The 22,846-nt window shown below is 66.3% G+C and carries 20 protein-coding genes and 8 pseudogenes; 7 read left to right on the top strand and 21 right to left on the bottom strand.

The window, feature by feature from the left end; translation table 11 throughout:
* Positions 1-65: 65 nt before the first annotated feature.
* A pseudogene (locus tag ACHMWU_RS16585) lies at positions 66-1,433 on the top strand (aspartate aminotransferase family protein); the annotation flags it as partial.
* A gap of 31 nt (positions 1,434-1,464) precedes the next feature.
* Here ACHMWU_RS16585 and ACHMWU_RS16580 read toward each other — a convergent pair.
* From ACHMWU_RS16580 to ACHMWU_RS16565, 4 genes are read right to left on the bottom strand one after another with little or no spacing between them, the layout of a single operon-like run.
* A complete protein-coding gene (locus tag ACHMWU_RS16580; RefSeq protein WP_396045258.1) occupies positions 1,465-2,376 on the bottom strand; it encodes an ABC transporter permease in 912 nt (303 codons plus the stop codon).
* A complete protein-coding gene (locus ACHMWU_RS16575; protein ID WP_396045255.1) occupies positions 2,373-3,287 on the bottom strand; it encodes an ABC transporter permease in 915 nt (304 codons plus the stop codon). The genes ACHMWU_RS16580 and ACHMWU_RS16575 overlap by 4 nt, the downstream gene beginning before the upstream one ends.
* Positions 3,287-4,420 carry an ABC transporter ATP-binding protein gene (locus tag ACHMWU_RS16570; protein WP_396045253.1) on the bottom strand — a complete coding sequence of 378 codons (1,134 nt, stop codon included), beginning with the start codon at positions 4,418-4,420 and terminating at the stop codon, positions 3,287-3,289. Before ACHMWU_RS16570 ends, ACHMWU_RS16575 begins: the two co-directional genes overlap by 1 nt.
* Before the next feature lie 56 nt (positions 4,421-4,476).
* Positions 4,477-5,565 (bottom strand): spermidine/putrescine ABC transporter substrate-binding protein, encoded by a 1,089-nt coding sequence (locus tag ACHMWU_RS16565; RefSeq protein WP_396045251.1) that lies wholly within the window; start codon positions 5,563-5,565, stop codon positions 4,477-4,479.
* Between the two features lie 178 nt (positions 5,566-5,743).
* Here ACHMWU_RS16565 and ACHMWU_RS16560 point away from each other — a divergent pair, with 178 nt between their 5' ends.
* On the top strand, positions 5,744-6,223 hold the full coding sequence (locus ACHMWU_RS16560) for an Lrp/AsnC family transcriptional regulator (protein ID WP_396045249.1): 480 nt from the start codon (positions 5,744-5,746) through the stop codon (positions 6,221-6,223).
* On the opposite strand, the gene ACHMWU_RS16555 is transcribed toward ACHMWU_RS16560, so the two are convergent.
* The 3 genes and pseudogenes from ACHMWU_RS16555 to ACHMWU_RS16545 all read right to left on the bottom strand — a co-directional run bounded on the left by ACHMWU_RS16555 (position 6,220) and on the right by ACHMWU_RS16545 (position 8,039).
* A complete protein-coding gene (locus tag ACHMWU_RS16555) occupies positions 6,220-6,672 on the bottom strand; it encodes an AMP-binding protein (RefSeq protein ID WP_396045247.1) in 453 nt (150 codons plus the stop codon). The two genes, ACHMWU_RS16560 and ACHMWU_RS16555, sit on opposite strands and share 4 nt — an antisense overlap.
* 8 nt (positions 6,673-6,680) lie before the next feature.
* Positions 6,681-7,300, bottom strand: a pseudogene (locus ACHMWU_RS16550) (enoyl-CoA hydratase-related protein).
* Between the two features lie 169 nt (positions 7,301-7,469).
* Positions 7,470-8,039, bottom strand: coding sequence for a TetR/AcrR family transcriptional regulator (locus ACHMWU_RS16545; RefSeq protein WP_396046845.1), 570 nt, complete (start codon positions 8,037-8,039; stop codon positions 7,470-7,472).
* A gap of 178 nt (positions 8,040-8,217) precedes the next feature.
* Between ACHMWU_RS16545 and ACHMWU_RS16540 the strand changes: the two genes are divergently transcribed.
* The 3 genes from ACHMWU_RS16540 to ACHMWU_RS16530 are packed head-to-tail and all read left to right on the top strand — an operon-like array spanning position 8,218 to position 11,200.
* Positions 8,218-8,775: a hypothetical protein gene (locus ACHMWU_RS16540; RefSeq protein ID WP_396045245.1), complete on the top strand. Its 558-nt coding sequence runs from the start codon at positions 8,218-8,220 to the stop codon at positions 8,773-8,775.
* Positions 8,772-10,358 (top strand): hypothetical protein, encoded by a 1,587-nt coding sequence (locus ACHMWU_RS16535; RefSeq protein ID WP_396045243.1) that lies wholly within the window; start codon positions 8,772-8,774, stop codon positions 10,356-10,358. Before ACHMWU_RS16540 ends, ACHMWU_RS16535 begins: the two co-directional genes overlap by 4 nt.
* On the top strand, positions 10,355-11,200 hold the full coding sequence (locus tag ACHMWU_RS16530) for an SDR family NAD(P)-dependent oxidoreductase (protein WP_396045241.1): 846 nt from the start codon (positions 10,355-10,357) through the stop codon (positions 11,198-11,200). The genes ACHMWU_RS16535 and ACHMWU_RS16530 overlap by 4 nt, the downstream gene beginning before the upstream one ends.
* A gap of 84 nt (positions 11,201-11,284) precedes the next feature.
* On the opposite strand, the pseudogene rlmN reads toward ACHMWU_RS16530, so the two are convergent.
* The 12 genes and pseudogenes from rlmN to rpsB form a co-directional block, all read right to left on the bottom strand.
* Positions 11,285-12,408 (bottom strand): annotated as a pseudogene (gene rlmN / locus ACHMWU_RS16525) (23S rRNA (adenine(2503)-C(2))-methyltransferase RlmN).
* A 57-nt stretch (positions 12,409-12,465) separates the two neighbouring features.
* The gene (locus tag ACHMWU_RS16520) at positions 12,466-13,266 is read right to left on the bottom strand and encodes a transglutaminase domain-containing protein (RefSeq protein ID WP_396045239.1); all 801 of its coding nucleotides are present in this window, start codon (positions 13,264-13,266) and stop codon (positions 12,466-12,468) included.
* A gap of 34 nt (positions 13,267-13,300) precedes the next feature.
* A pseudogene (locus tag ACHMWU_RS16515) lies at positions 13,301-13,351 on the bottom strand (hypothetical protein); the annotation flags it as partial.
* The gene (locus ACHMWU_RS16510; protein WP_396045237.1) at positions 13,348-14,043 is read right to left on the bottom strand and encodes an alpha-E domain-containing protein; all 696 of its coding nucleotides are present in this window, start codon (positions 14,041-14,043) and stop codon (positions 13,348-13,350) included. The pseudogene ACHMWU_RS16515 and the gene ACHMWU_RS16510, both read right to left, overlap by 4 nt.
* A 40-nt stretch (positions 14,044-14,083) precedes the next feature.
* Positions 14,084-15,484: pseudogene (locus ACHMWU_RS16505) on the bottom strand (circularly permuted type 2 ATP-grasp protein); the annotation flags it as partial.
* Between the two features lie 383 nt (positions 15,485-15,867).
* Positions 15,868-16,292: pseudogene (locus ACHMWU_RS16500) on the bottom strand (phosphatidate cytidylyltransferase).
* Between the two features lie 20 nt (positions 16,293-16,312).
* On the bottom strand, positions 16,313-16,441 hold the full coding sequence (locus ACHMWU_RS16495; protein ID WP_396045235.1) for a hypothetical protein: 129 nt from the start codon (positions 16,439-16,441) through the stop codon (positions 16,313-16,315).
* Between the two features lie 10 nt (positions 16,442-16,451).
* Positions 16,452-16,619 (bottom strand): hypothetical protein, encoded by a 168-nt coding sequence (locus ACHMWU_RS16490; protein WP_396045233.1) that lies wholly within the window; start codon positions 16,617-16,619, stop codon positions 16,452-16,454.
* Positions 16,620-16,725: 106 nt separating this feature from the next.
* On the bottom strand, positions 16,726-17,247 hold the full coding sequence (gene frr, locus ACHMWU_RS16485) for a ribosome recycling factor (protein WP_396046843.1): 522 nt from the start codon (positions 17,245-17,247) through the stop codon (positions 16,726-16,728).
* 78 nt (positions 17,248-17,325) lie between these two features.
* A complete protein-coding gene (gene pyrH, locus ACHMWU_RS16480; protein WP_396045231.1) occupies positions 17,326-18,075 on the bottom strand; it encodes a UMP kinase in 750 nt (249 codons plus the stop codon).
* A 45-nt stretch (positions 18,076-18,120) separates the two neighbouring features.
* Positions 18,121-18,940: pseudogene (gene tsf / locus ACHMWU_RS16475) on the bottom strand (translation elongation factor Ts).
* A gap of 36 nt (positions 18,941-18,976) precedes the next feature.
* Positions 18,977-19,955 (bottom strand): annotated as a pseudogene (rpsB, locus tag ACHMWU_RS16470) (30S ribosomal protein S2).
* A 331-nt stretch (positions 19,956-20,286) separates the two neighbouring features.
* On the opposite strand from rpsB, the gene ACHMWU_RS16465 reads away from it, so the two are divergent.
* Together ACHMWU_RS16465 and ACHMWU_RS16460 are read left to right on the top strand one after the other, a co-directional pair.
* A complete protein-coding gene (locus tag ACHMWU_RS16465; RefSeq protein WP_396045229.1) occupies positions 20,287-20,955 on the top strand; it encodes a peptidoglycan DD-metalloendopeptidase family protein in 669 nt (222 codons plus the stop codon).
* A 2-nt stretch (positions 20,956-20,957) separates the two neighbouring features.
* Positions 20,958-21,146 (top strand): M23 family metallopeptidase, encoded by a 189-nt coding sequence (locus ACHMWU_RS16460; protein ID WP_396045227.1) that lies wholly within the window; start codon positions 20,958-20,960, stop codon positions 21,144-21,146.
* Positions 21,147-21,150: 4 nt separating this feature from the next.
* Here ACHMWU_RS16460 and ACHMWU_RS16455 read toward each other — a convergent pair whose 3' ends face one another.
* Together ACHMWU_RS16455 and ACHMWU_RS16450 are read right to left on the bottom strand one after the other, a co-directional pair.
* Entirely contained in the window at positions 21,151-22,038 is an 888-nt protein-coding gene (locus ACHMWU_RS16455; protein ID WP_396046840.1) for a tyrosine-type recombinase/integrase, read from the bottom strand.
* A gap of 74 nt (positions 22,039-22,112) precedes the next feature.
* Complete coding sequence (locus ACHMWU_RS16450; protein WP_396045225.1) at positions 22,113-22,838, bottom strand: DNA-processing protein DprA; 726 nt, start codon at positions 22,836-22,838, stop codon at positions 22,113-22,115.
* Positions 22,839-22,846 lie beyond the last annotated feature (8 nt).

Raw genomic sequence — 22,846 nt, 5'->3', positions numbered from 1 at the left:
AGCAAACCCGGAACCGCGCGACGAATTCCCTTGTCTTCGTGCGGACAACTAGCCAGAATGAGGGAATGAGTAGCGAACTGGACTTCGACCACCTCCAGAAGGCTGGCAAGCGCCACCTCTGGATGCACTTCTCACGGCACGGCGCGTACGACGACGCGCACGACATCCCCATCATCACCAAGGGCGACGGGATGTACATCTGGGACTCTCACGGTCGCAAGTACCTCGACGGACTTGCCGGTCTGTTCGTCGTCCAGGCGGGCCACGGTCGCGAAGAGTTCGCCGAGGCTGCAGCCAAGCAGGCCAAGGAGCTTGCCGTTCTTCCCTATCTGGACGTTCGCTCATCCCAACGCGATCATGCTCGCCGAACGCATCGCTTCCTACGCCCCAGGCGACCTCAACCGGGTGTTCTTCACGACCGGCGGCGGCGAAGCAGTCGAGACCGCGTGGAAGGCCGCCAAGCAGTACTTCAAGCTGACCGGCAAGCCGCTCAAGACCAAGGTCATCAGCCGTCAGGTCGCGTATCACGGCACCCCGCACGGCGCCTTGTCGATCACCGGCATCCCGGCGCTCAAGCAGATGTTCGAGCCGCTCGTCCCGTCGACGGTCCACGTGCCGAACACCAACTTCTACCGCGCCCCCGAGCACGGGGACAACCTCGAAGACTTCGGCCGATGGGCCGCCGACCGTATCGAGGACGCGATCCTCGCCGAAGGCCCCGACACCGTCGCGGCGGTCTTCTTGGAGCCGGTGCAGAACGCCGGCGGCTGCTTTCCTCCCCCGCCGGGATACTTCCAGCGGGTTCGTGAGATCTGCGACCGCCACGACGTCCTGCTGGTCTCCGACGAGGTCATCTGCGCCTTCGGTCGCCTCGGCGAGATGTTCGGTGCGACGAAGTTCGGCTACCAGCCCGACATCATCACCTGCGCCAAGGGACTCACGTCGGGCTACTCGCCGATGGGAGCCATGATCGCGTCCGACCGCATCATGGAGCCCTTCCTCGAGGGCAACAACTCCTTCGCGCACGGCTACACGTTCGGTGGACATCCCGTGTCAGCCGCCGTCGCGATGGCCAATCTCGACATCTTCGAGCGCGAAGACCTCAACGGTCACGTGCTGCGCAACGAAGGCGCGTTCCGCGGGACGCTCGAGAAGCTGCTCGACCTCGACATCGTCGGAGACGTGCGCGGTGACGGATTCTTCTACGGCATCGAGCCGTCAAGGACAAGACGACCAAGGAGACCTTCGACGACGACGAGTCGGAGCGGCTGCTGCGAGGGTTCTTGTCGAAGGCCCTGTTCGACAACGGGCTGTACTGCCGCGCCGATGACCGGGGCGACCCGGTCATCCAGCTGTCTCCCCCGCTCATCGCCGACCAAAGCCACTTCGACGAGATGGAGCAGATCCTGCGCTCGGTGCTGAGCGAAGCACAAACCTGCTCTAGCCCGTCCGGCATTTCCCGAGTCAACCCAGAAAGCCACCGCTTCCTCCTGGTAGAACAAGGATGAAGCGGTGGCTTTCTGAGTCTTGCTGGAAGCTTACGGGTCGGTCAGGAGGCGAGGGCCTTCTGCTGGCGGCGACGGGCAAGCCACCGGCCAGGACGATCGAGATCGCGATGACGAACATCGCCGTGCCGATGACGTTGACCTCCATCGGCACGCCCCGCTGGTTGGCGCCCCACACGAACATCGGGAACGTCACCTCCTGGCCGGAGTTGAGGTTCGTGATGATGAAGTCGTCGAACGACAGCGAGAAGCTCAACAATGCTGCCCCCACGATTCCTGGCAGCACGAGTGGGAACGTGACCCGCCAGAAGGTCTGCGCCTCGGTGGCATACAGGTCCATCGCGGCCTGCTCGAGGTTGTCGTCGAGCCCGGCGAGCCTCGCCTTGACGGTGACGATCACGAACGACAGGCAGAACATGATGTGCGCAATGAGGATCGTCCAGAAGCCCAGCTGACCGCCGAATCCGGCCGAGACGAACAAGGCCAGCAAGGACGAACCCATCACGATCTCGGGTGAGGCCATCGGCAGGAAGATGATCAGGTTCGCCGCAGAACGTCCCCTGAACCGGTGCCTGACCAGCGCGAAGGCCGCCAGCGTGCCCAAGATCGTCGCGACGAGCGTCGCGAGCAAGGCGATCTTGATGCTCAACCAGACGGAGTCAGCCATCCCCGGCGCCCAGCTGCCCGGATCGACCCAGTTGTCCCAGGTGAACTTCTGGAACTTGTACACGTTGCGCGACTTGCTGCTGTCGTTGAAGCTCATCAGCACGACGATCGCGATCGGCACGAACGTGTAGGCCAGGACCAGCAGCCCCAGTCCGAGGATCAGGTGGTCAGCGAGCCAACGCTTGGCCCGTAGGAGCGGATTCATACGAGTTCCTCCGTCCCCGCGGTGCGGACGTAGATCAGGACCGCGCCGACGATGATGACCATCAAGGTCACCGAGAGAGCACCGGCGGTCGCATAGTCGAGCTGGGTCGTGAACAGGCTCTGGATCACGTTGCCGACCATCTTGGTGTTGGTGTCACCCAACAGCTCGGCATTGACGTAGTCGCCCGCCGCCGGGATGAACGTCAGCAGGGTGCCGGCCACGACACCGGGCAGCGACAGCGGGAACGTGACCTTGAAGAAGCCGCGGATCGGCGAGGCGTAGAGATCACCGGACGCCTCGATCAGCCGGATGTCGATCTTCTCGAGACTCGCATAGAGGGGCAGGACCATGAACGGAAGGAAGTTGTACGTCAGCCCCGCGATGACCGCGAACGGCGTTGCCAGCAGACGATCGTCGGTGCTCGTCAGCCCAATCACGTTGAGCGCATTGGTCAGGTGGAGCGTCTGCGCCAGGTCGACCACGAAGCCGTCATCAGCGAGGATCAGCTTCCACGACAGCGTGCGCAGCAGGAACGACGTGAAGAACGGCGCGATGACCAGCACCAGCATGAGGTTCTTCCACCGCCCCGACTTGAACGCGATGGCGTAGGCCAGGACGTAGCCGATGACCAGGCACAACAACGTCGCAGTTCCGGCGTACAGCAGCGAACGCCCGATCTGGCCCTTGTACTGGCTGATCGCGTCGGCGAAGTTCTGGAAGTGCCACGTCATCTGATAGCCCGTCAGCACCGAGCCGTTGGGGTCGTACAGGCTCGTCGAGACCAAGGAGTAGAACGGGACGACGAAGAACAGACCCAGCCAGATCGCACCTGGCAGGATCAACCAGTAACCGGTCAGCTTGCGCTTCGGCCTGACCCCCGGCGCAGCCGCGACCTCCTCCACGGTCGCCACTACTCCTCCTCGATCCCGGCCTTGGCGTCCTGGCTCGCATCGAGCAGGAACGCGAACTCCGGGCGCCACGAGACGTCGACCTTCGTGCCGACCGGCAGCATGTGGCGAGCGCCGGTGTTCTGCTCGAAGGCCATGATCTCCTGGCCCCACGGCATCATGACGGTGTACTGGGTGCTGACGCCGACGAAGCTGATCTCGGTCACGTAGCCACCTTCGAACACGCTGCCCGGTGCGTCGATGGGGTGTCCGGCCTCGGCGATCAACACCTTCTCGGGCCGGATCCCGAGCCAGCCCTTGCCGGTGTCGCTGTGGGCACGTTCACCGCGCACCGAGGCGATCCCTCCGGGCATCCTGACCTTGACGTGATCGCCTTCGCGTCCCTCGATCTCGGCTGCGATGAGATTGGACTGCCCCAGGAAGTTCGCCACGAACGTGGTCCGCGGATTCTCGTACAGCTCGGTGGGTGCGCCCATCTGCTCGATGAGTCCTTGGTTCATGACCGCGATGGTGTCGGCCATCGTCATGGCCTCTTCCTGATCGTGCGTGACGTGCACGAAGGTCAGGCCGACCTCGGTCTGGATGCGCTTGAGCTCCAGCTGCATGCTGCGGCGCAGCTTGAGGTCGAGCGCACCCAACGGCTCGTCGAGGAGCAGCACCTCGGGCTTGTTGATCAAGGCTCGAGCCAGGGCCACCCGCTGCTGCTGACCGCCCGACATCTGCGCCGGCTTCTTGTACGCCTGCGAGGTGAGCTCGACGAGCTCCAGCATGTCGGCGACCTGCTGCTTGACGTCCTTGACGCCGCGTCGCTTCAGCCCGAAGGCCACGTTGTCGAAGATGTTCAGGTGCGGAAACAGCGCATAGTTCTGGAACACCGTGTTGACCGGCCGGCGGTACGGCTTCTCGTACGTCACGTCGGTGTCGCCGAGGTGGATCGAGCCCGAGGTCGGGATGTCGAGGCCGGCGACCATGCGCAACGTCGTGGTCTTGCCGCACCCGGAAGGGCCGAGCAGGGCGAAGAACTCGCCCTGCGGGACCACCAGGTCGAGCGACTTGACGGCCGTGAACGTCGCGAACTCCTTGGTGAGCCGCGAGAGCCGCAGATCGCGCGAGGTGCCCTGCGTGGGAGACGTCATCGCCTCAGCTGCTGGTGACATTGGCAAAATCTCCTTCGTAGGTGCGCATCTGGGCCTCATCCAGCGCCATGAAGCGGTGCGATCGATCGAGTGTCTCGGACGTCGGGAAGATCAGGCTCGTTCTCGACGTTGTCGGGGTTGACCTTCTCCATGGCTTCCTGCGCGCCCTTGACCGGACAGATGTAGCTGTTGTAATCGGCCAGCTTTGCAGCGACCTCGGGCTCGTAGTAGTAGTTGATCAGCTTCTCGGCATTGGCCTGGTGCTCGGCCAGGTTGGGCACCATCATGTTGTCGGCCCAGATCATGATCCCCTCCTCCGGCGGGATCCAGACGAGGTTCTCGTCACCGGCGTTGGCGATGTCTCCGGACCAGGCCTCGCAGGCCAGGATGTTGCCGGCGGCGAGGTCCTGCACGTAGTCGTTGCCGGTAAACCGGCGTATCTGACCGTCGGAGCGGGCCTTCTTCAGCATGTCGATCGAGTCTTGCCACTGCGCATCGGTGAACTTCTCGGGGTCGGCCCCGTTGATCAGCAGCAGGAAGCCCATCGTGTCGCGCATCTCGGTCAGCAGGGTGATGCGGCCCTTGAGGTCTTCACGGGTCAACAGCTCCTTGAACGACTTGATCTCGCCGACCTTGCTCTTGTTGTAGGCGATGCCGGTCAGTCCGCTCTGCCACGGCGCCGAGAACTCGCGCTTGGGGTCCCATTCAGGCTTGGCGAGCGAGTCGATGATGTTGGCGTGCAGATTCGGCACGTTGGCGGGATCGAGCGGCTGGATCCAGCCGACCTGGATCATGCGGGCAGCCATCCAGTCGGTCAGCGCGAACAGGTCACGCTTGGACGAGCTGCACGAGCCGAGCTGATTAGAGACCTTGGCGAAGAACTCGCTGTTGTCGTTGATGTCGGCGGTGTACTGGACGTCGATGCCCGTGTCCTTCTCGAACTGGGTCAGCGTCGAGACATAGTCGCCGTCATCCTCGTCGATGTACTCGGGCCAGTTGGAGAACACGAGCTTCTTCTGGGTGGCAGACAAGTCCTTGCCCACGCACGTCGCGGGATCCTGCTTGCGGTCGGGGGTGTCGAACCTGGTCAAGGCGAAGCCGCTGACCCCCAGGAAGGCCGCCGAGCCTCCGATACCCTTCAGCACAGTACGTCGATCGACTCCCACGATGCACTACCCCTTTTCTCCCTGTTCACGAATACTCGCAAGATTGGGGCCTCAGCACAAGGGATTCCGGCGTTAAGACTCTGTTTCGCACATGAAAGCGTCACCAGATGCCGATGAGATGCTGTCCGACTGCCGGGGATAGGGCATGATGTCGGGCATGAGCGACCGCAAGCCGAGCACCGTCCGCGGGCAGAACCTCGACGACACCGCCAAGCGCATCATCGAGCTCCTGCAGGACGACGGAAGACTCTCGTACTCCGCGATCGCCAAGGAGGTCAACCTCTCCGAGGCGGCAGTGCGCCACCGCGTGCAGAAGCTGCATCGACGGCGGCGTCATGCAGGTCGTCGCGGTCACCGATCCGATGCAGATGGGTTTTGCCCGTCAGGCCATGATCGGCATCAAGGTCAGCGGCAACGTCCGCGAGGTCGCAGCGCAGCCGCGGCGATCGAGGCGCTCGACTACATCGTCGTGACGACCGGGCGCTTCGACATCTTGGCCGAGCTCGTCGCCGAGAGCGATGACGGCTTGCTCGACATCGTGTCGGAGCAGATCAGCTCGCTCGAAGGGGTCGTCACGACCGAGACCTTCGTGTACCTGCGCCTGGAGAAGCAGACCTACGCCTGGGGCGTCCGCTAGGACTCGACCGTTCCGCCGGCCTCGAGGGTCGTCAGCAGCTCGCCCGTACACCTCTCGCAGGACCTGCTCGTACCCGTCGGGATCACGCTCGGGCGCGGCCGCCGGCTCGGTGCGGCCGGCCTTGTCGAGCAGCCCCACACCACTTCGGTGTCGGGTGCCTGCAGCACCGGCGGCGTGCCGACGAGCTTGAACTCAGCAGTCTGGCTCTGTGGCGCCGGCACCGCACCCAACCGGGCGAGCGCCAGGACCGCAGTCACGTGGTGACGTCCGGCCCCCACATCGATCGCGACCGCGGTGCCTGCGTCGACACCCATGTGGTGCAGACCAGCCGCGATGCAGGCCGACTCGTGCAGCAGCTGGGCGTACGACATCGTTCCGGCGGTGTCACGGACCGCCGTCTCGTCGGCACGACCATGGATGACGTGCGCGTCGAGCACGCGAAAGACCAAGCTCGCCATCATCGCCCCGCAAAGATCGGGGCGCGCTTCTCGGCGCGGGCGGCGGCAGCTTCACGCACGTCGTCGCTGGCCCAGACGGCATCGAAGCTCTGAGCGATCACGTCGTCGGGAGCACCGTTCAGCACGAGCTTGTTGTGCGCGATCGCGACCGGTGCCAAGGCCGCGATCTCGTGGGCCCAAGCCACCGCATCGTCGAGGGCGCCGAGACGGTCGACCAGGCCGCAGCCCAGCGCCGCGTCGCGATCGAGCATCTCTGCCGCCAGCAGGACGCGCCGCGCCACGCCGACCCCAGCGAGCTCGCCGAGCGTACGAATCGTCCAGGCATCGACGGCCATGCCGTTGCGAGCCACCGGGACCCCGAAGAGCGCGGTCTCGTCGGCGACCCTCAGGTCGCAGGCCATCGCGAGCTGCGTGCCGGCGCCGATCGCCGGGCCGTTGACCGCGGCGATGATCGGCACGGCAGCTTCGTCAAGCTGTGCAGCATGCCGTAGAGCGCTTCGAGGAACTCCGGCCCGTAGACGCCGCCCAGATCGGCTCCGGCGCAGAAGGCTGTCCCCTTGCCGGTGATGACGATCGCTCGAGCACCTCCATCGGCAGCCTCCTGGGCTGCAGCACGCAGCTCGTTGCACAGCTCGAGGTTCAGCGCATTGCGCCGATCTTCGCGCTGGAAGCTCGATGGTGACGACGTCAGCGTCGCGGGTCATGCCGATCATGGATCTCCTCCTGGTCGTCACCACGCTATCGCCGAGGGGCTCTCCCCCGTCGACCAGGCAGTGGTCAGGCGCCGGTCAGGCCGTGAGCGAGATCGGCCGCGTCGCGCCGGGTCGCTGTGAATCGATGCTGAAAGGGCAAGCACGAGTCAGTCGTCGGTCGAACCCAGGGTGTTCGACACGAGCGTCCAGACGTGGTCGGCGAGACTCGTGTCGCCGACCGTCGGGGACCGGAGCCATTCGCGGACGACGGCTACTACGCCTGCTGATGTGAAGGCGAGGTCCAGCGTCGATTCGTCTCCGAGCCCGAAATGCTCCGCGAGTCGCCGCGACACCCAGAAGCTGCAGGGTGTCGCTCGGGCCAGCGAGCAGCATGCCCGCACTGAGCAGTTCCTTGTAGGCCTGAGGATCATCGATGACGTCCGCGAGGAAGCGGGCGACGCTTGTCCGGCCGTCGTCCCGCTCGGAGGCCATCACAGCAGCTCGGACTTGCTCCATCCGCTCGTCGAGAGCGGCAGTGAGGACATCGTCGACGGTGGAGAAGTGCTGGTAGAAGGTAGGACGGCTCACGCCAGCGGCCTGGCAGAGCGCAGAGATGGTGATGCGGCTGGACGGCTGCTGCCGCAGCAGCTCGGACAGCGCAACCATCAGTCGGGCGCGGGAACGCTGAACCCGAGCGTCCACGGGTGTCTCGTGCGTCACGTCAAGCTCCTTCGTGTTGTTGTCATCCACCATATCGGCTATCTTACAAATGTAAGGTAACTACGTCAGAGAGTAGATCAGGATCGTGGACGAGGCCAGCACGTCACAGCAGTCGCCGCCGGGAGTGGCCGGTTCGCCCACCAGCGGCAAACGCCCCAACAAAATGGTGATGATCTCGCTCATTTTTCCGCTCTTCATGGCGATCGCGCTGCCCGGACTCTACCTGGCCGCGTTTCACGAGCCGACTCCTGATCGGATGCGTGTCGAGATCATCGGGACGTCGCCATCGGCGCAGCAGCTCGCGCAGGGCCTGACAATGTCGTCGGACGGCGCCTTCGACGCCACCACCGTCGCCAACCGCGCAGACGCCGTCTCGCACCTCAAAGCCATGTCCACTCGTGGCGCCTACGATCCTTCCACCGGCGTGATCTACGTGGCGTCAGCAGGTAGCCCCGCTGCCGAGCAGGCGGTCGCGACCACCTTCGCGGACGTTGCCGCTGACAGCGGCATCGAACTCACCGTGGAGGACGTCGTGCCCCTGCCCGAAGGCGACCGCCTGGGCGTGACCTTCTTGTTCCTCGGTCTGGCAGGCGTGCTTGTCGGCTTCACGACGGCAACCGTTCTCGGAGTCGCGCTCGGCGGAGTCGGCTTGCGTCGCGGCTGGGCATCCTCGCTGGCATGAGCATGCTGGCGGGCGTCGTCACGACCTTCATCGGATACGCCGTCTTCGGAGCCCTCACGACCAATCTGCTGGAAGTCGGCCTGATGATCGGCCTGATCGCGTTCGTCGCAGGTCTCATCCAGTCCGGCGGGCTCAAGCTGATTGGGCCAGGCATGACAGTTCTGTCGATCATTCTGTTGATCCTGCTAGGTGTTCCTGCCTCCGGCGCGGGCGTCCCGGCGGACATGACGCCGGGCTTCTTCGCCGATCTGCAGACCCTGCTGCCCTCGTCCGCGGCGCTCGACGGCTTGCGTCGAATCATCTACTTCGACGGCACCGGCATCGGCCCCGATGTGGCGGCCATTGCCTTCTGGGGCCTGATCGGCGCCGCCATGATCGCCTACTCTCGCCTCAAGTCGCCGGCCGCGGACGACGCGCCCGTCCTGGAGTCGCCGTTTGCCACCGATGAGTCCCTCGACGAGGACGAGGCGAAGCTGCCGGCGCGATCGCCTCACCGCTGGTGTGCTTGCCCTGCCGGTGTTCTTCGCGGTCTTCCTGCCGTTGCTGTTCGTCGGGGTGTTTCACTCCCCGCAGCCGAACGGGATGGACATCGCCGTCGTGGGCAACGGAACCGCGTCGCAGGAGGCGAAGCAACAACTGCGTGCTGCCGGCTTCGGCGACTCCTTCGATGTCACGACCGTCCCGGACCGGGCCGCTGCGATCGGTCAGCTAAGGACCTGGAGATCCGGGCCGCGTACGACGCCACGACGGGCGATGTGTATGTCTCGTCGGCCGCTGGCGCCCAGTCCAAGGTCGTGGCAACCTCAATTCTGACCGACACGGCCGAAGCCGCCGGCCTGCGCGCCGAGGTGCACGATGTCTCCGCAGTGGAGAAGAAGGATCCGATCGGTACGAGCCTGCTGTACCTGGGCATAGGCGCGATCGTGGGCGGCTTCCTGGCCGCGGTAGTGACCGCACTCACGGGGCCGCGGGTCTCGGCTGCCTGGCAGTCCCTGCTGGTCCTGATGATCAGCGTCGTGGTCGCCGCGACCGAGGTGCTATTCGGGTGGGCTGTGTTCGACATCTTCTCGGGCCACGCCGTGGCCGCGTTCGGCCTGCTGTTCGCCATGGCACTCGTCAGCGGGTTGGTGACGCTAGCGGGAATGCGGACGATCGGCCCGGCGCAGATCATGGTCTCGGTCCTGATCCTCATCCTGGCGGCGGTTTCGTCGTCCGGCATGGCTGTGCGGCTCGACCTGGCGCCATCGTTCTACGGCCTCATCCACGAGGTACTGCCGACCTCTCAGGGCCTGAGCGCTCTGCGCGGGGCCGTCTACTTCGACGGGGCGGGGGTCGGCCGGGCCGTTGTCGTGATGGCTATCTGGGGCCTCGTCGCCGCCGCGGTCATCGCTGCATCTGCTCGACGCCGCCCCGAAGGGAAGCACGAGGCGGTCAACGAAACACTTGAGGAGCTCGTCGACGTGCTGCACTCGTCCCCCACAACTGCACACACCTTTGCGGCCGCCGACTACCCGGGGTCCGATGGGATCAGCTCGCCCAATCAACCATTTGCTCGTTCTACAGACAAGGGAGAATCACGATGAGTTCTATCGAGGAACTGAAGGGTCAACTGGCCGTCGTCACCGGAGCCGCGAGCGGTCTCGGCCGCGGGCTGTGCAGCAAGCTCGGCGAGCAAGGTGCACGTCTGGTCGTAGCAGATGTCGAACAGAAGGCGCTCGACTCGCTCGCAGCAGACCTGCGCTCCAAGGGCGTCGAGGTCACAACCGTGCTCACCGACGTATCCAAGCGCGACGAGGTGGATCGGCTGGCCGCGATTGCGGCCGACATCGGGCCTGTCGATCTGCTCTTCAACAACGCAGGGGTGTCCGAGGCTCCGCAGCCCAGTTCAGGCCTGACCGAGGACGACTGGGCCTGGGTCCTGGGCGTCAACCTGATGGGCATCGTTCACGGTACGTCAGCCTTCCTCCCGGCGATGATCGAGCGGAACCAGGGAACGATCGTCAACACGGCCTCGAACTCTGCGCTGGGGTCGGTAGGGTTTGTCGCCGCCTACACCGCCAGCAAACACGCGATTGTGGGCTTCAGCGAGTCAGTGCAGTACGAGCTGTGGCAGCGCGAGAGCGCAGTGAAAATCGTAGTCTCGTTGCCTGGCGCGATGAGCACGCGCATGGCGGATTCCGCACGCAACCGCCCCGCTGAGGCAGAAGGACGCAAACCGTCAGAGGCAGAGCTGGCCATCATGACCGCGCACATCTCCCACGGCATTTCCGGCGAGCAGGCTGCGGAGATCGTCCTGGCTGGCGTGTCCCGCGGAGACTTCTACGTCGTGACGCACCCCGAAGACCTCGACACTGCGACGCGTCGTTACGAAGGCCTGATGACCGGACGTCTGGCTCCCCCAGTCGCTCCCATCGCGACCGAGTAGACCTACGGCAAGACCGGCGCGGCACACGTCGCACGCATTCAGCATCAGGCCCGTCGTGGAAGGAGCAGGCTCCGAGCTACAGCGTCATTCCGCAGCGGCGAGCTGACCGCAGGCACCGTCGATGTCGCTGCCGCGGGTGTCACGGACCGTCGTCGAGATGCCACGGGCCTCGAGCCGGCGGACGAACTCGCGCTCGTCCTCACGACGAGAAGCAGTCCATTTCGAGCCGGGCGTCGGATTGAGCGGGATCAGGTTGACGTGCACCCACCCCCAGTCGCCGCGCGCCTGCAGGACGTCGGCCAGGAGATCGGCACGCCAAGCCTGGTCGTTGATGTCACGCATCATGGCGTACTCGATCGAGACACGTCGGCCGGTCTTCTTGGCGTACTCCCACGCCGCATCGACGACCTCGTCGACCTTGAACCGGGTGTTGATCGGAACCAGCGTGTCGCGCAGCTCGTCGTCGGGCGCGTGCAGCGACACCGCCAGCGTGACCGGGATGCCCTCGTCGGTCAGCTGCTTGATGCGGGGAACCAGGCCGACCGTGCTCAGGGTGATGTTGCGGGCGCTCATGCCGAGCCCGTCGGGTGCCGGTGCCACCATGCGCCGGATCGCACCGATGACCGCCTTGTAGTTGGCCATCGGCTCGCCCATGCCCATGAACACGACGTTCGACAGTCGACCGGGGCCGCCCGCCACGTCGCCGCGCGCCATCTTGCCGGCCGCGTCGACGACCTGGTCGACGATCTCAGCGGTGCTGATGTTGCGTTCGAGGCCGCCCTGGCCGGTGGCGCAGAACGGGCACGCCATGCCGCAGCCGGCCTGGCTGGACACGCAGATCGTCGCGCGGTCGGTGTAGCGCATGAGCACTGACTCGACCAGAGCCCCGTCGAACAGCTCCAGAGAGTCTTGACCGTCGTGCCCTTGTCGGCTTCCATCGTGCGCACCGGATTGAGCAGCGTGGGCAACAAGCCGTCGACGATGCGGTCGCGGCTGGCGGCCGGCAGGTCGGTCATGTTGGCCGGATCGCGCTCGAGCCTGGCGTAGTAGTGATTCGCAACCTGCTTGACCCGGAACGCGGGCTCGCCGAGCGCCTCAGCCGCGGCGGTGCGCTCTTCGGCGCTCAGGTCGGCCAGGTGTCGCGGAGGCTTCTTGCGTCCCCGGGGTGACGTGAAGACCAACGGCAGACTGCGGGGAGATTCGGACACACCCAATTCTCTCACCCCCTGCGAGCGGGACAAAATGCTCGGCTTCCCGGCTGGGGGCTACTGGGCTGGCTCCTGGGGCGCGACATCGACCTCGACCTTCAACGTCGAGCTCTTGGCCTCGGTGAAGATCACGCCCTTGACCGGCGGGACGTCGGAGTAGTCACGGCCCCATGCGAGAGTCACGTAACGGTCGTTCGCCAGCTGGTCATTGGTCGGATCGAGAGCCAGCCAGCCATCACCCGGCACCCACACGGACGCCCAGGCATGCGTCGCGTCAGCGCCGACGATGCGCTCCTTGCCCGGCGGCGGAGTCGTGGCGAGATAGCCGCTGACGTAGCGGACCGCCAGCCCGTGCGACCGCAGGCAGGCCAACGTCAGGTGGGCGAAGTCCTGGCACACCCCGGCGCGCTGGTCGAAGATGTCGTCGACCGTGGTCGTGACCGTCGTGGCCGTCTTGTCATAGGCGAAGTCGGCGTGGATCCGGCGCATCACCTCGACGACCGCCTCGCCCAGCGGACGGGCCGCCGTCAGCGACTCGGCCGCGTAGGCGTGCGCCTCAGCCGTCTGGTCGGCCAGCGACGATGGCAACGCGAAGTCAAAGGCCCGCCAGGCATCGTCGACATCAGGCCGCGACACCGGTCGCGCCTGCTCCCACGGGACGGCCAGAGCAGCCTCGGTGTGCACCGGGACGGTCACCTCGACCTCGCTGGTCGCCAGGACGTCCAGCACCTGGTGCGGCTCGGTGACCTGGAAGTAGGTCGCATGATTGCTGTAGTAGTCGAGGTCGTGGCTGAGGTCGGACGGCACCGGGTCCAGCACCAGGTCGCGGGCGAGGACGTGCTGCCACGGCAGACTCACGAGGCGACAGGTAGGCAATGCCTAGGCTGTCGCTGACGTCCTGGTCGTAGGAGTAGGTCGTGCGGTGGGACACCCGATACCTCATGGACCCACCGCCGTGAAGCCGAAGGCGCGGGGCGTGGGACCGGCGGCGAAGTGCAGCTCGCCCACCGCATCAGCGAACCGGCTGAGCTGTCCGATGTAACCGGTGAGGAACCGCTCCAGGTTCGGCCGGTTCTCGCCCTCGGTCACCGTCGGGCTGCGACGTCGACCCGTTCGAGCTCGTCTGCGAGGTCGTCGAGCAGACGTTCGGGCCGGGTCGATCCGGTCGAGCCGGGCATCGCGGCCAGGTGGCCGCGCAGCCGGCGATCCCGAAGGCCAATGACCTCGGGTTCTCCGGCTCGAGCAGCGGCAGCCGAGCACGCCGCCGACGCGCACGTAGCCGCGATAGCGACGACGATGCGTCACGGCGCTCTCGGCTGCGGTCAGCACCGACGTGAGGACGTCGCGGTCGACGTCGATCCCGCGCCGGACCGTCGCCGTGGCTGCCAGCAGGTGGCACAGCTGGAGGCCCCGTTCGACCGCCCGGCCGGTGCCGATCATCCGCCATCCGGGATCACGCATCATGTTGGACGTGACGCCTTGCAGCGACAAGATGCCCGTCAGCATGTCGCCAGCGCTCTCGGCCACCTGGTGGCTGTAGCGGTACGCCTTGAGGTTGGCTGCGGCCCGGTCGGTCGCGCTGAACGCCTGCCACGTGTCGGGCGACAGGCTGGTCGCGGACGCTCTGCGCCGCATCCCGCAGGGCATCGATCGACTGGGCGACGGATCCCTCACGCTGGCTGTCGAGCAGCAGCGAGCGGAAGTTGTCATCCACCCGGTCGACTCCGAACGGTTCACCCGTCAACCGGGCGATGGCCGACATCAGCACCGCAAGGCTGGTGCCGCCGGCGCTGTGCGGGCGGGTGCGGTAGTCCTCCGAGCTGCCGTGAGCGGTCAGCACCAGGCGCAGCATGTCCTCGGCACGCTCGGCGTACCGCCCGAACCAGAACATGTCCTCGAGCACGCGCGGCACCATCGCGTCGGGTGCGCGCACGGAGGTCAACGGCAGGACGTCGACGAGTCCCTGGTCGGGGTCCTCAGGACGGTTCTTGAGCACCCAGACGTCCTTGCTGGAGGTCGCAAGCCCGTCTTCGTAGATGCTGGCCAGTCCGCCGACCAAAGGCCGGTACGTCGATCCGAACCGCAACGTGAACGTCCGAAGCGACACTGCCTGGGGCCGCACACCGCGGTCGTCGAGCGTCGGCGACTGCGACAGGGCCAACGGGTCCTGGCCGACGTACTTGTGCGGGGAGGCGCTGATCAAGCCCCGCAGCGTGTCGTGCGGGAGCCGGCTCAGATCGGACGAGCTGTCGATCGCCCGAACCACCAGGGTGTCGAGGTGATCGAGCACGTACGCTCGCGAACGGTCGTCGCCCGTCCAGTAGGTCTGGACCGACGGCAGCCGCAGAGGTTCGTCCAGCAGCATCTCGCACATCGCCGACATGAACGGAAGCAGACCGGGGTTCTCGAGAACACCGGAGCCGAGCCCGTTGACGACGCGGACAGTTCCACGGCGCACCGCCTCGGACAGCCCGGCCACCCCGAGTCGCGAACCCTTGCGCAGCTCGAGCGAGTCGCTCCAATCGGCGTCCACGCGCCGCAAGATGACGTCAACGCGCTCGAGCCGGCCGAACACCCGCATCCACACCGCTCCACCGCGCATCACCAGATCGCTGCCCTCGACGAGCGGGAAGCCCAGGTTGGAGGCGACGAATGCCTGGTCGTAGGCGGTCTCGGAGTGAGTGCCAGGCGACAGCACGACGACCCGAGGATTGGCGTCGTGACCAGGCGCCGAGTCGATCAAGGTTGCGCGCAGCGCCTGGAAGAACGGAGCCATGCGGTGCAGGTTGGCCTGCCGGTAGAGCTCAGGCAGGACGCGGGAGATGACCCGGCGGTTCTCCATCGCGTAGCCGATGCCCGACGGGGCTTGGGCACGATCGGCGATGACCTGCCAGTCGCCCGCCGCATTACGGCCGAGATCGGCCGCAGCGATCAGCAGCGGATGCGGGTCGTGCGCCGACGGGCGTGCGGAGACCCTCAGGAAGCCTTGGTGACCGAAGACGACCGAGGCCGGCAGCGTCCCGCTGGACAGCAGCTCCTGCGGACCGTAGAGATCGGCCAGGATCGCATCGAGCAAGCTCGGTGCGCTGTGCGAGTCCCACCTCGAGTGGAGTCCACTCCGCCGCGTCGAGGATCAACGGGAAAGGGTCGAGCTGCCACGGCACCGGTGCGCTGTCGGGCGGCGTGTACGTCACCCCGTCATTGGCGAGGAACCGCTGGATGTCTCCACCGACGCGACGGATCTCGTCCGGCGTCAGCTGTACTGCGGTCTCTGCGACGAGAGCTCCATCCCGGCCGCAGGCTCCCGTCGGGAGCCACGACCTCGTCGAAGCTCGACGCATCAGCGGTCAAGGGGGGCTGTGTGACTGCAGCAGCGTAGTCGCGGAGGGCCGTCACAGGACCACCCTGACATGTGCGGTCCCCGCAGTCATGCAGCAGCCCCGCTGAACGCGCCGACGATCAGGAAACGGGGACCAACAAATACATGATGAGCCAGGCCACGGGGGCCACGGCGATCAGCGAGTCGAGACGATCCATCAGGCCGCCGTGACCGGGCAGCAGATCGCCCATGTCCTTAATGCCGAGATCGCGCTTGATCAGCGACTCGGACAGATCGCCGAGGGTCGCGAACACGACACCGGCGACACCCAGGACGACGCCGACCCACCAGTCGCCCTCGAGCATCAACGACACCGTCGCGATGCCGGACGCGATGCCGAAGATCAGCGATCCGGTAAAGCCCTCCAGGACTTCTTGGGGCTGATCGTCGGCGCCATGGGGTGCTTGCCGAACAACACGCCGGCGATGTAGCCGCCGATGTCGGAGGCGATCGTCGCGACGATGAAGGCCACGATGCGTTCGGGGCCGTCAGCCTCGGCGAGCATGAGCACGACGAACGAACCCATCAGGAACAGGTAGGACAGGCTGAACACGCCGAGCTCGCATCGCGGACGAAGCCTTCGGCGCCCTCGGACAGTCGCCACACCATGATGCCGATGACCGTCAGGGCCATCGCCACCGACGCAGTCTCCATGCCGCCGTAGTCAGCTGCCGACCAGCATGACCGTTCCGCCGGTGGCGACCGGCAGCACGGGAATCTTGATGCCGGCCGTCGCGAAGGCGCGCGCCAGCTCGAACAGGCCGATCAGCAGTGCGACGGCCACGACGCCGATGAACACTTCCTTGACCAGGAAGAGCGCCGCACCCACCATCGCCAGAAGCCCCAGGCCGACGGCGATCGACGCCGGGAGGTTGCGGCCGGCGCGGCTGGTCTTGACCGGCTTGGCGTGTGCTGCCGGTGTCTCCTCCGCGGGAGACTCAGACTTCGAGGAGCTCGGCCTCTTTGTTCTTGAGCATCTCGTCGATGACGTCGACGTGCTTCTTGGTCAACGCGTCAAGGCGCTTCTCAGCACCCGTGTTGTCGTCCTTGCTGATCTCGGAGTCCTTCTCGGCCTTGTCGAGCGCCTGCTTGCCGTTGCGGCGGACACCGCGCACAGCGATGCGTCCGTCCTCCGCCTTGGACTTGGCCAGCTTGATGTACTCCTTGCGGCGGTCCTCGGTCAGCTCGGGCAACGTCACCCGCAGCACCTTGCCGTCATCGCTGGGGTTGACGCCCAGGTCGGACTCGCGGATGGCCTTCTCGATCGCAGGCTTCGCGCCCACGTCGTAGGGCTGGATGATGACGGTGCGCGGCTCGGGAACCTGGAAGCCGGCCAGCTGGTTCAGCGGCGTCTGCTGTCCGTAGTACTCGGCGGTGATCTGAGCGAACATCGCAGGGTGTGCCCGACCGGTGCGGATCGCCGCGAACTCTTCGCGGGTGTGCTCGACGGCCTTGTCCATCTTGGCCTCGGCATCACGCAGTGTCTGATCAATCACGATGTTCTCCCCATCAAAAAGGTAGTTCGAGAGTCGTGGGCGCTAGGCAGCGCGCACGAGCGTTCCGATCTTCTCACCGCGAAGCACGCGGGCGATATTACCCTCGCCCTCCATGCCGAAGACGATCATGGGCAGCTTGTTCTCCATGCAGAGCGCGAAAGCGGCCGCGTCGACGACCTTGAGCCCCATGCGGAGGGCGTCGTCGAAGGTCAGCTCGTCGTACTTCTTGGCATCGGGGTTGGTCCGCGGATCGTCGGAGTAGACCCCGTCGACGCCGCTCTTGGACATCAGCACCGCATCGGCGTGGATCTCGAGTGCGCGCTGCGCCGAGACCGTGTCGGTCGAGAAGTAGGGCATGCCTGCCCCCGCGCCGAAGATCACGACGCGCCCCTTCTCGAGGTGCCGGATCGCACGACGCGGAATGTACGGCTCGGCGACCTGACCCATCGTGATCGCGGACTGGACCCGCGTCTCGATACCCTGCTTCTCGCAGAAGTCCTGCAACGCCAGGCAGTTCATGACGGTTCCGAGCATGCCGATGTAGTCGGCACGCGAACGGTCCATGCCACGCTGGCTCAGCTCGGCGCCACGGAAGAAGTTGCCGCCGCCGACGACGACCGCGACCTCGACGCCTTCGGCAACGGCCGCGGCGATCTGCTTGGCGATCGCGTTGACGACATCGGGGTCGATGCCGATCTTCCCGCCGCCGAAGACCTCGCCGGAGAAGCTCAGCAGCACCCGCTTCAAATGATGACCAGAGGCCGGACTCTCGACATGCTCTGCAGTGGTCACGAATCCGGCCTCTCGATCAGCGGGTCAACGGGTGTTGCGGGTGTGTCAGGCGCCGATCTCGATGTGGGCGAAACGCTTCAGCGTGACACCGGCCTCATCGAGGAGAGCCTTGACGGTCTTCTTATTGTCCTGAACCGAAGCCTGCTCCAGCAAGACCTGCTCCTTGAAGAAGCCGTTGAGGCGACCCTCGGTGATCTTGGCGATGGCCTGCTCGGGCTTGCCCTCTTCACGCGACGTGGCCTCGGCGATCTCGCGCTCCTTGGCGACGATCTCGGCGGGGACGTCTTCGCGCGTCAGGTACCGAGGACGCATGGCAGCGATCTGCATCGCGACGCCACGAGCGACATCGTGTCCTGCCTCGCCCTCGAACTCGACGAGCACGCCGACGGCCGGCGGCAGGTCGCTGGCACGACGGTGCATGTAGGTCGCAACCTGGCCGTCGAAGCTGGCGACACGACCGGAGCTCGATCTTCTCGCCGATGACGACCGCGAGGTCGGCAACAGCCTGGCCGACCGTCTTGCCGTCTTCGAAGACGACCTCGGAGAACGCTGCTGCGTCAGCCGGCTTCGTGGCGTCAGCCAGCTGGGCAAGCTTCTCAGCCAGTGTGATGAACTGCTCGTTCTTGGCGACGAAGTCGGTCTCGGAGTTGAGCTCGACGATGGCGCTGCCGTAGTTGGCGACGAGACCAGCAGTGGCCTCACGCTCGGCTCCACGCTTGGCGGCCTTCGCAGCGCCCGAGATGCGGAGCACCTCGATCGCCTTGTCGAAGTCGCCGTCTGCTTCGGTGAGCGCCTTCTTGGCGTCCATCATGCCCGCGCCGGTGGCGTCGCGGAGCCTCTTGACCTCAGTGGCGGTAATAGCCATGTATGTGTTCTCGCTTCTCAGTAGTCGGGTGCGGCGTCACTCAGCGGCAGGAGCGGCGTCAGCCGTCTCCGCAGCCTCGTCGGATGCGGCAGCAGCCTTCTTGGCGGGAGCCTTCTTGGCCGGAGCCTTCTTGGCGGGGGCCTCTTCAGCAGCCGCTGCCTCAGCAGCAGGTGCTTCGGCGGCGGGGGCCTCGGTCGCAGGAGCGGCTTCAGCGGCCGCAGCAGCCTCAGCGTCCTTCTTCTCGAGGGAGCTCGCGCTCCCAGTCGGCCAGCGGCTCGCCTGCACCCAGCTCGGCGCCCGGCTCTTCTTCACCGGTCTTGGCGCCACCGCGGGCCACCAGGCCCTCGGCAACCGCGTCGGCGATGACCCGGGTCAGCAGGCCGACCGAGCGGATCGCGTCGTCGTTGCCCGGGATCGGGAAGTCGACGTCGTCGGGATCGCAGTTGGTGTCGAGGATCGCGATGATCGGGATGTTCAGCTTCTTGGCCTCGTCAACCGCGAGGTGCTCCTTCTTCGTGTCGACGATCCACACGGCCGAAGGCGTGCGGCCCATGTCACGGATGCCGCCGAGGGTACGCGACAGCTTCGCGTACTCGCGGCTCATGTGAAGGAGCTCCTTCTTCGTGCGGTTGGAGCCCGCGACGTCGTCGAAGTCGATCTCTTCGAGTTCCTTCATGCGCTGCAGACGCTGGTGCATGGTCTGGAAGTTCGTGAGCATGCCGCCGAGCCAACGCTGGTTGACGTACGGCATGCCGACGCGCTTGGCCTGCTCTTCGATGGGCTCCTGCGCCTGGCGCTTGGTGCCGACGAACAGGATCGTTCCGCCACGGGCGACGGTGTTCTTGACGAACTCGTAGCCAGCATCGATGTAGGCCAGCGACTGCTGGAGGTCGATGATGTAGATGCCGTTGCGCTCGGTGAAGATGAAGCGCTTCATCTTCGGGTTCCAACGACGGGTCTGGTGCCCGAAGTGAACGCCGCTCTCGAGCAGCTGGCGCATGGTGACGACTGCCATGGTCGTATCTCCTAGTGGCACACGTGTGCCTGATTTGGTTGACTCATCACCGGTTGGCGATGACCTGGCGCCTGCCCGAAGTGATCCACCGTCCGGCTGTGCCGAACGGACCAGGACCACTATCCCGCATTCAACGTGCGTGTCACGCGGAAGCAGGCGCGCGAATTTCACCTCAGAAGAAGTGATCGGCCGGTCTCAGGGCACGTCACCCCTCCTCGCGAAATCCACAACGACAGCCGTGGGATTCGGTGTCCACAGGTCGGCGCGCGGGGGTGATCCGGAGCTGGATGACGGCTTGGCTGGCGTCATGCCACGCCACGCCACTCTCATCTTGACCGCCATCTTCCTGCTGCCCGGCGGGGCGTCCGCTGACTCGCCGGGTGCCTGGTCGTGGCCGCTCGACCAGCCCTCAGTCGAAGCACGCTTCGCACCACCCGCGGACCGGTACGGGGCCGGTCATCGCGGTATCGACTTGTCGGCCGACGTCGGTGACTCGGTGCGCGCCGTGGCGGCTGGACGGGTCGCCTTCGCCGGTGACGTCGGGGGCGTGCCGGTGATCACGATCGACCACGGCGGCGAGCGCTCGACCTACCAACCGGTGCGCGCCCGTGTTCGGGCTGGCGATGCGGTGGTCGCGCGTGAGGTCATCGGCACCTTGCTGGGCGCCCACAGCCACTGCCCGAGAACCTGCCTGCACCTCGGACGTCGCGCAGGCGAGGACTACCGCGATCCGCTGGAGCTGCTCGCGCAGGCACGGTTCGTGCTGGTTGATCCGCACGGACCACCGCCGATTCCTCCCACGGGATCGGGCGGCGCCTTGCACCGTCCGGTCGGCGGCCCGATCACCTCGCCGTTCGGTCTGCGAGTCCATCCCGTCACGGGCGTGCGCGAGCCGCACGACGGCACTGATTTCGGCGTCGCCTGCGGAACGCCCGTGCACGCTGCTGGGTCGGGACTCGTGACAGCACGCGCTAGTGGCGGGCCTGCGGACTACGCCTGACGGTGCGCCATGCCGCCGGCCTCGAGACGAGCTACAACCACCTGAGCCGGCAGCGGGCCGCGGTCGGCGATCGGGTCGCCGCAGGCGAGGTCGTCGCCTGGTCGGGCAGCACAGGGATGTCGACCGGGTGCCACCTGCACTTCATGGTCATCAAAGATGGCCGACCTACCGACCCCATGGAGTCGTTGTGACCCGTCAAGCCCGTGGGTGGGCCAGCTTGTAGGCATGGCGGAGGCGTTCGTTGCTGACATGGGTGTAGATCTGAGTCGTCCCGAGCGAGGCATGCCCCAAGATCTCCTGGACGCTGCGCAGGTCGGCCCCACCTTCGAGCAGGTGGGTTGCCGCCGTGTGCCGCAGCCCGTGCGGACCGATGTCGGGGAACTCCGTCGACTGCAGCGAGCCGGTCGTGGACGACGCGACGGACGGCTCGCTGATCGATGCGCCCGCCGCGGACGCCCAGAAACACAGCCGCTCCGCTGGACTCCGCCGCCATCTCGGGACGCCCTCGCGCGAGCCACAGCTCGACGGCGTCGGACGCCGGTAGCCCGTACGGCACCGAACGTTCCTTGCGGCCCTTGCCGAACACCCGGACCACGCGTCTCCCCGGTCGAGGTCGTCGATGTCGAGCCCCGCCAGCCGCCCACCCGGATACCGGTCGCGTGAGCAGGCTCGAGGATGGCCAGATCGCGCAAGCCGCGGGCTCCGTCGTCGGTCAGAGCCGCAGTGGTCGCATCGAGCAGCGCCCGGACGTCGGCCTCGCTCAGTGCGATCGGCAGCTCGCGGTGCGACTTGGGGTTGACCAGGAGCGCGCCGGCGTCTGACTCCGCGCGACCGGTGCGAACCAGCCAGGCCGTGAAGACGCGGGCCGACGTCGAGCGCCGGGCCAAGGTGGTGCGCGCCTTGCCCTTCGTCTGGAGAACTGGCCAGCCAGCTGCGCAGCGTGCGGATCGTCAGACCTGCAGGCTCGTCGATGCCCAGACGGTTCGCGTGCGATGCGAGGCTCTGCAGATCGGTCAGGTAGGCCCGCACCGAATGGGCCGACAGGTCACGTTCTGCCACCAGGTGCCGCTCGTAGGCAGCCAGGACTCCCGACCAGGCCTCGGTCAGGTCATCGGCGTCTCAGCGTTCATCTCCTCCAGTGTCGACTGCGTCGCCCGTCACGCGGTGTCGGCGCGCCGAGCCAGCACCCATCCCGATCCCTGCCTGGACGCCAGCCCCTGTCTCTCGAGCACGACCAGCGCGTCGCGCACCTCTCTGGCACCCAGCCGGCTCACCGCTGCGAGCTCCAGCAGCGATCGGGACGTGCGCCAGTCGAGCCCGTCGAGCGTCGCCCGCAGCATCGCGGGCAGTCGGTCGAACTCGGTCGTGGCAACCTCGACCGGGGCCGGCTGCCCGCCGAGCCCGTTCAGCTCTTCGACCACGTCGGCAGCCGCGGTGACCAGGATCGCGCGGCCTTCGCGGAGCGACACATGGACTCCACGTGATGCCTTCGACGTGACCGGCCCAGGCACCCCCATCGTGACCCTGCCCAGCTGATCTGCCCAGCTGAGCGTGTTGAGCGAGCCGCTGCGATCAGCTGCCTCGACCACGACGGTGCCTGCCGCGAGTCCGGCGATGATGCGGTTTCGCGACAGGAAACGCTGCTTCATGGGAGGCTCGCCGGGTGCGTGCTCGCTCACGACGAGCCCCTCCTCGGCGATTCTCGCCAGCAGCGCAGCATGCGACTTCGGATAGTCGACGTCGACCCCGCACGCCAGCACGGCCACCGTCGGCCTGCCCATCGCCATGGCCCCGCGATGCGCGCATGCATCGATGCCGTAGGCCGCACCGCTGACGACGGTCCAGCCGGCGTCGCTCGAGATCGGCGCCGAAGTCGGAGGCACACTCCGCG

It is taken from the genome of Aeromicrobium sp. UC242_57 (genome assembly GCF_044452305.1).
Classification (GTDB): domain Bacteria; phylum Actinomycetota; class Actinomycetes; order Propionibacteriales; family Nocardioidaceae; genus Aeromicrobium.
This window is presented reverse-complemented; position numbering and strand designations above follow the sequence as displayed.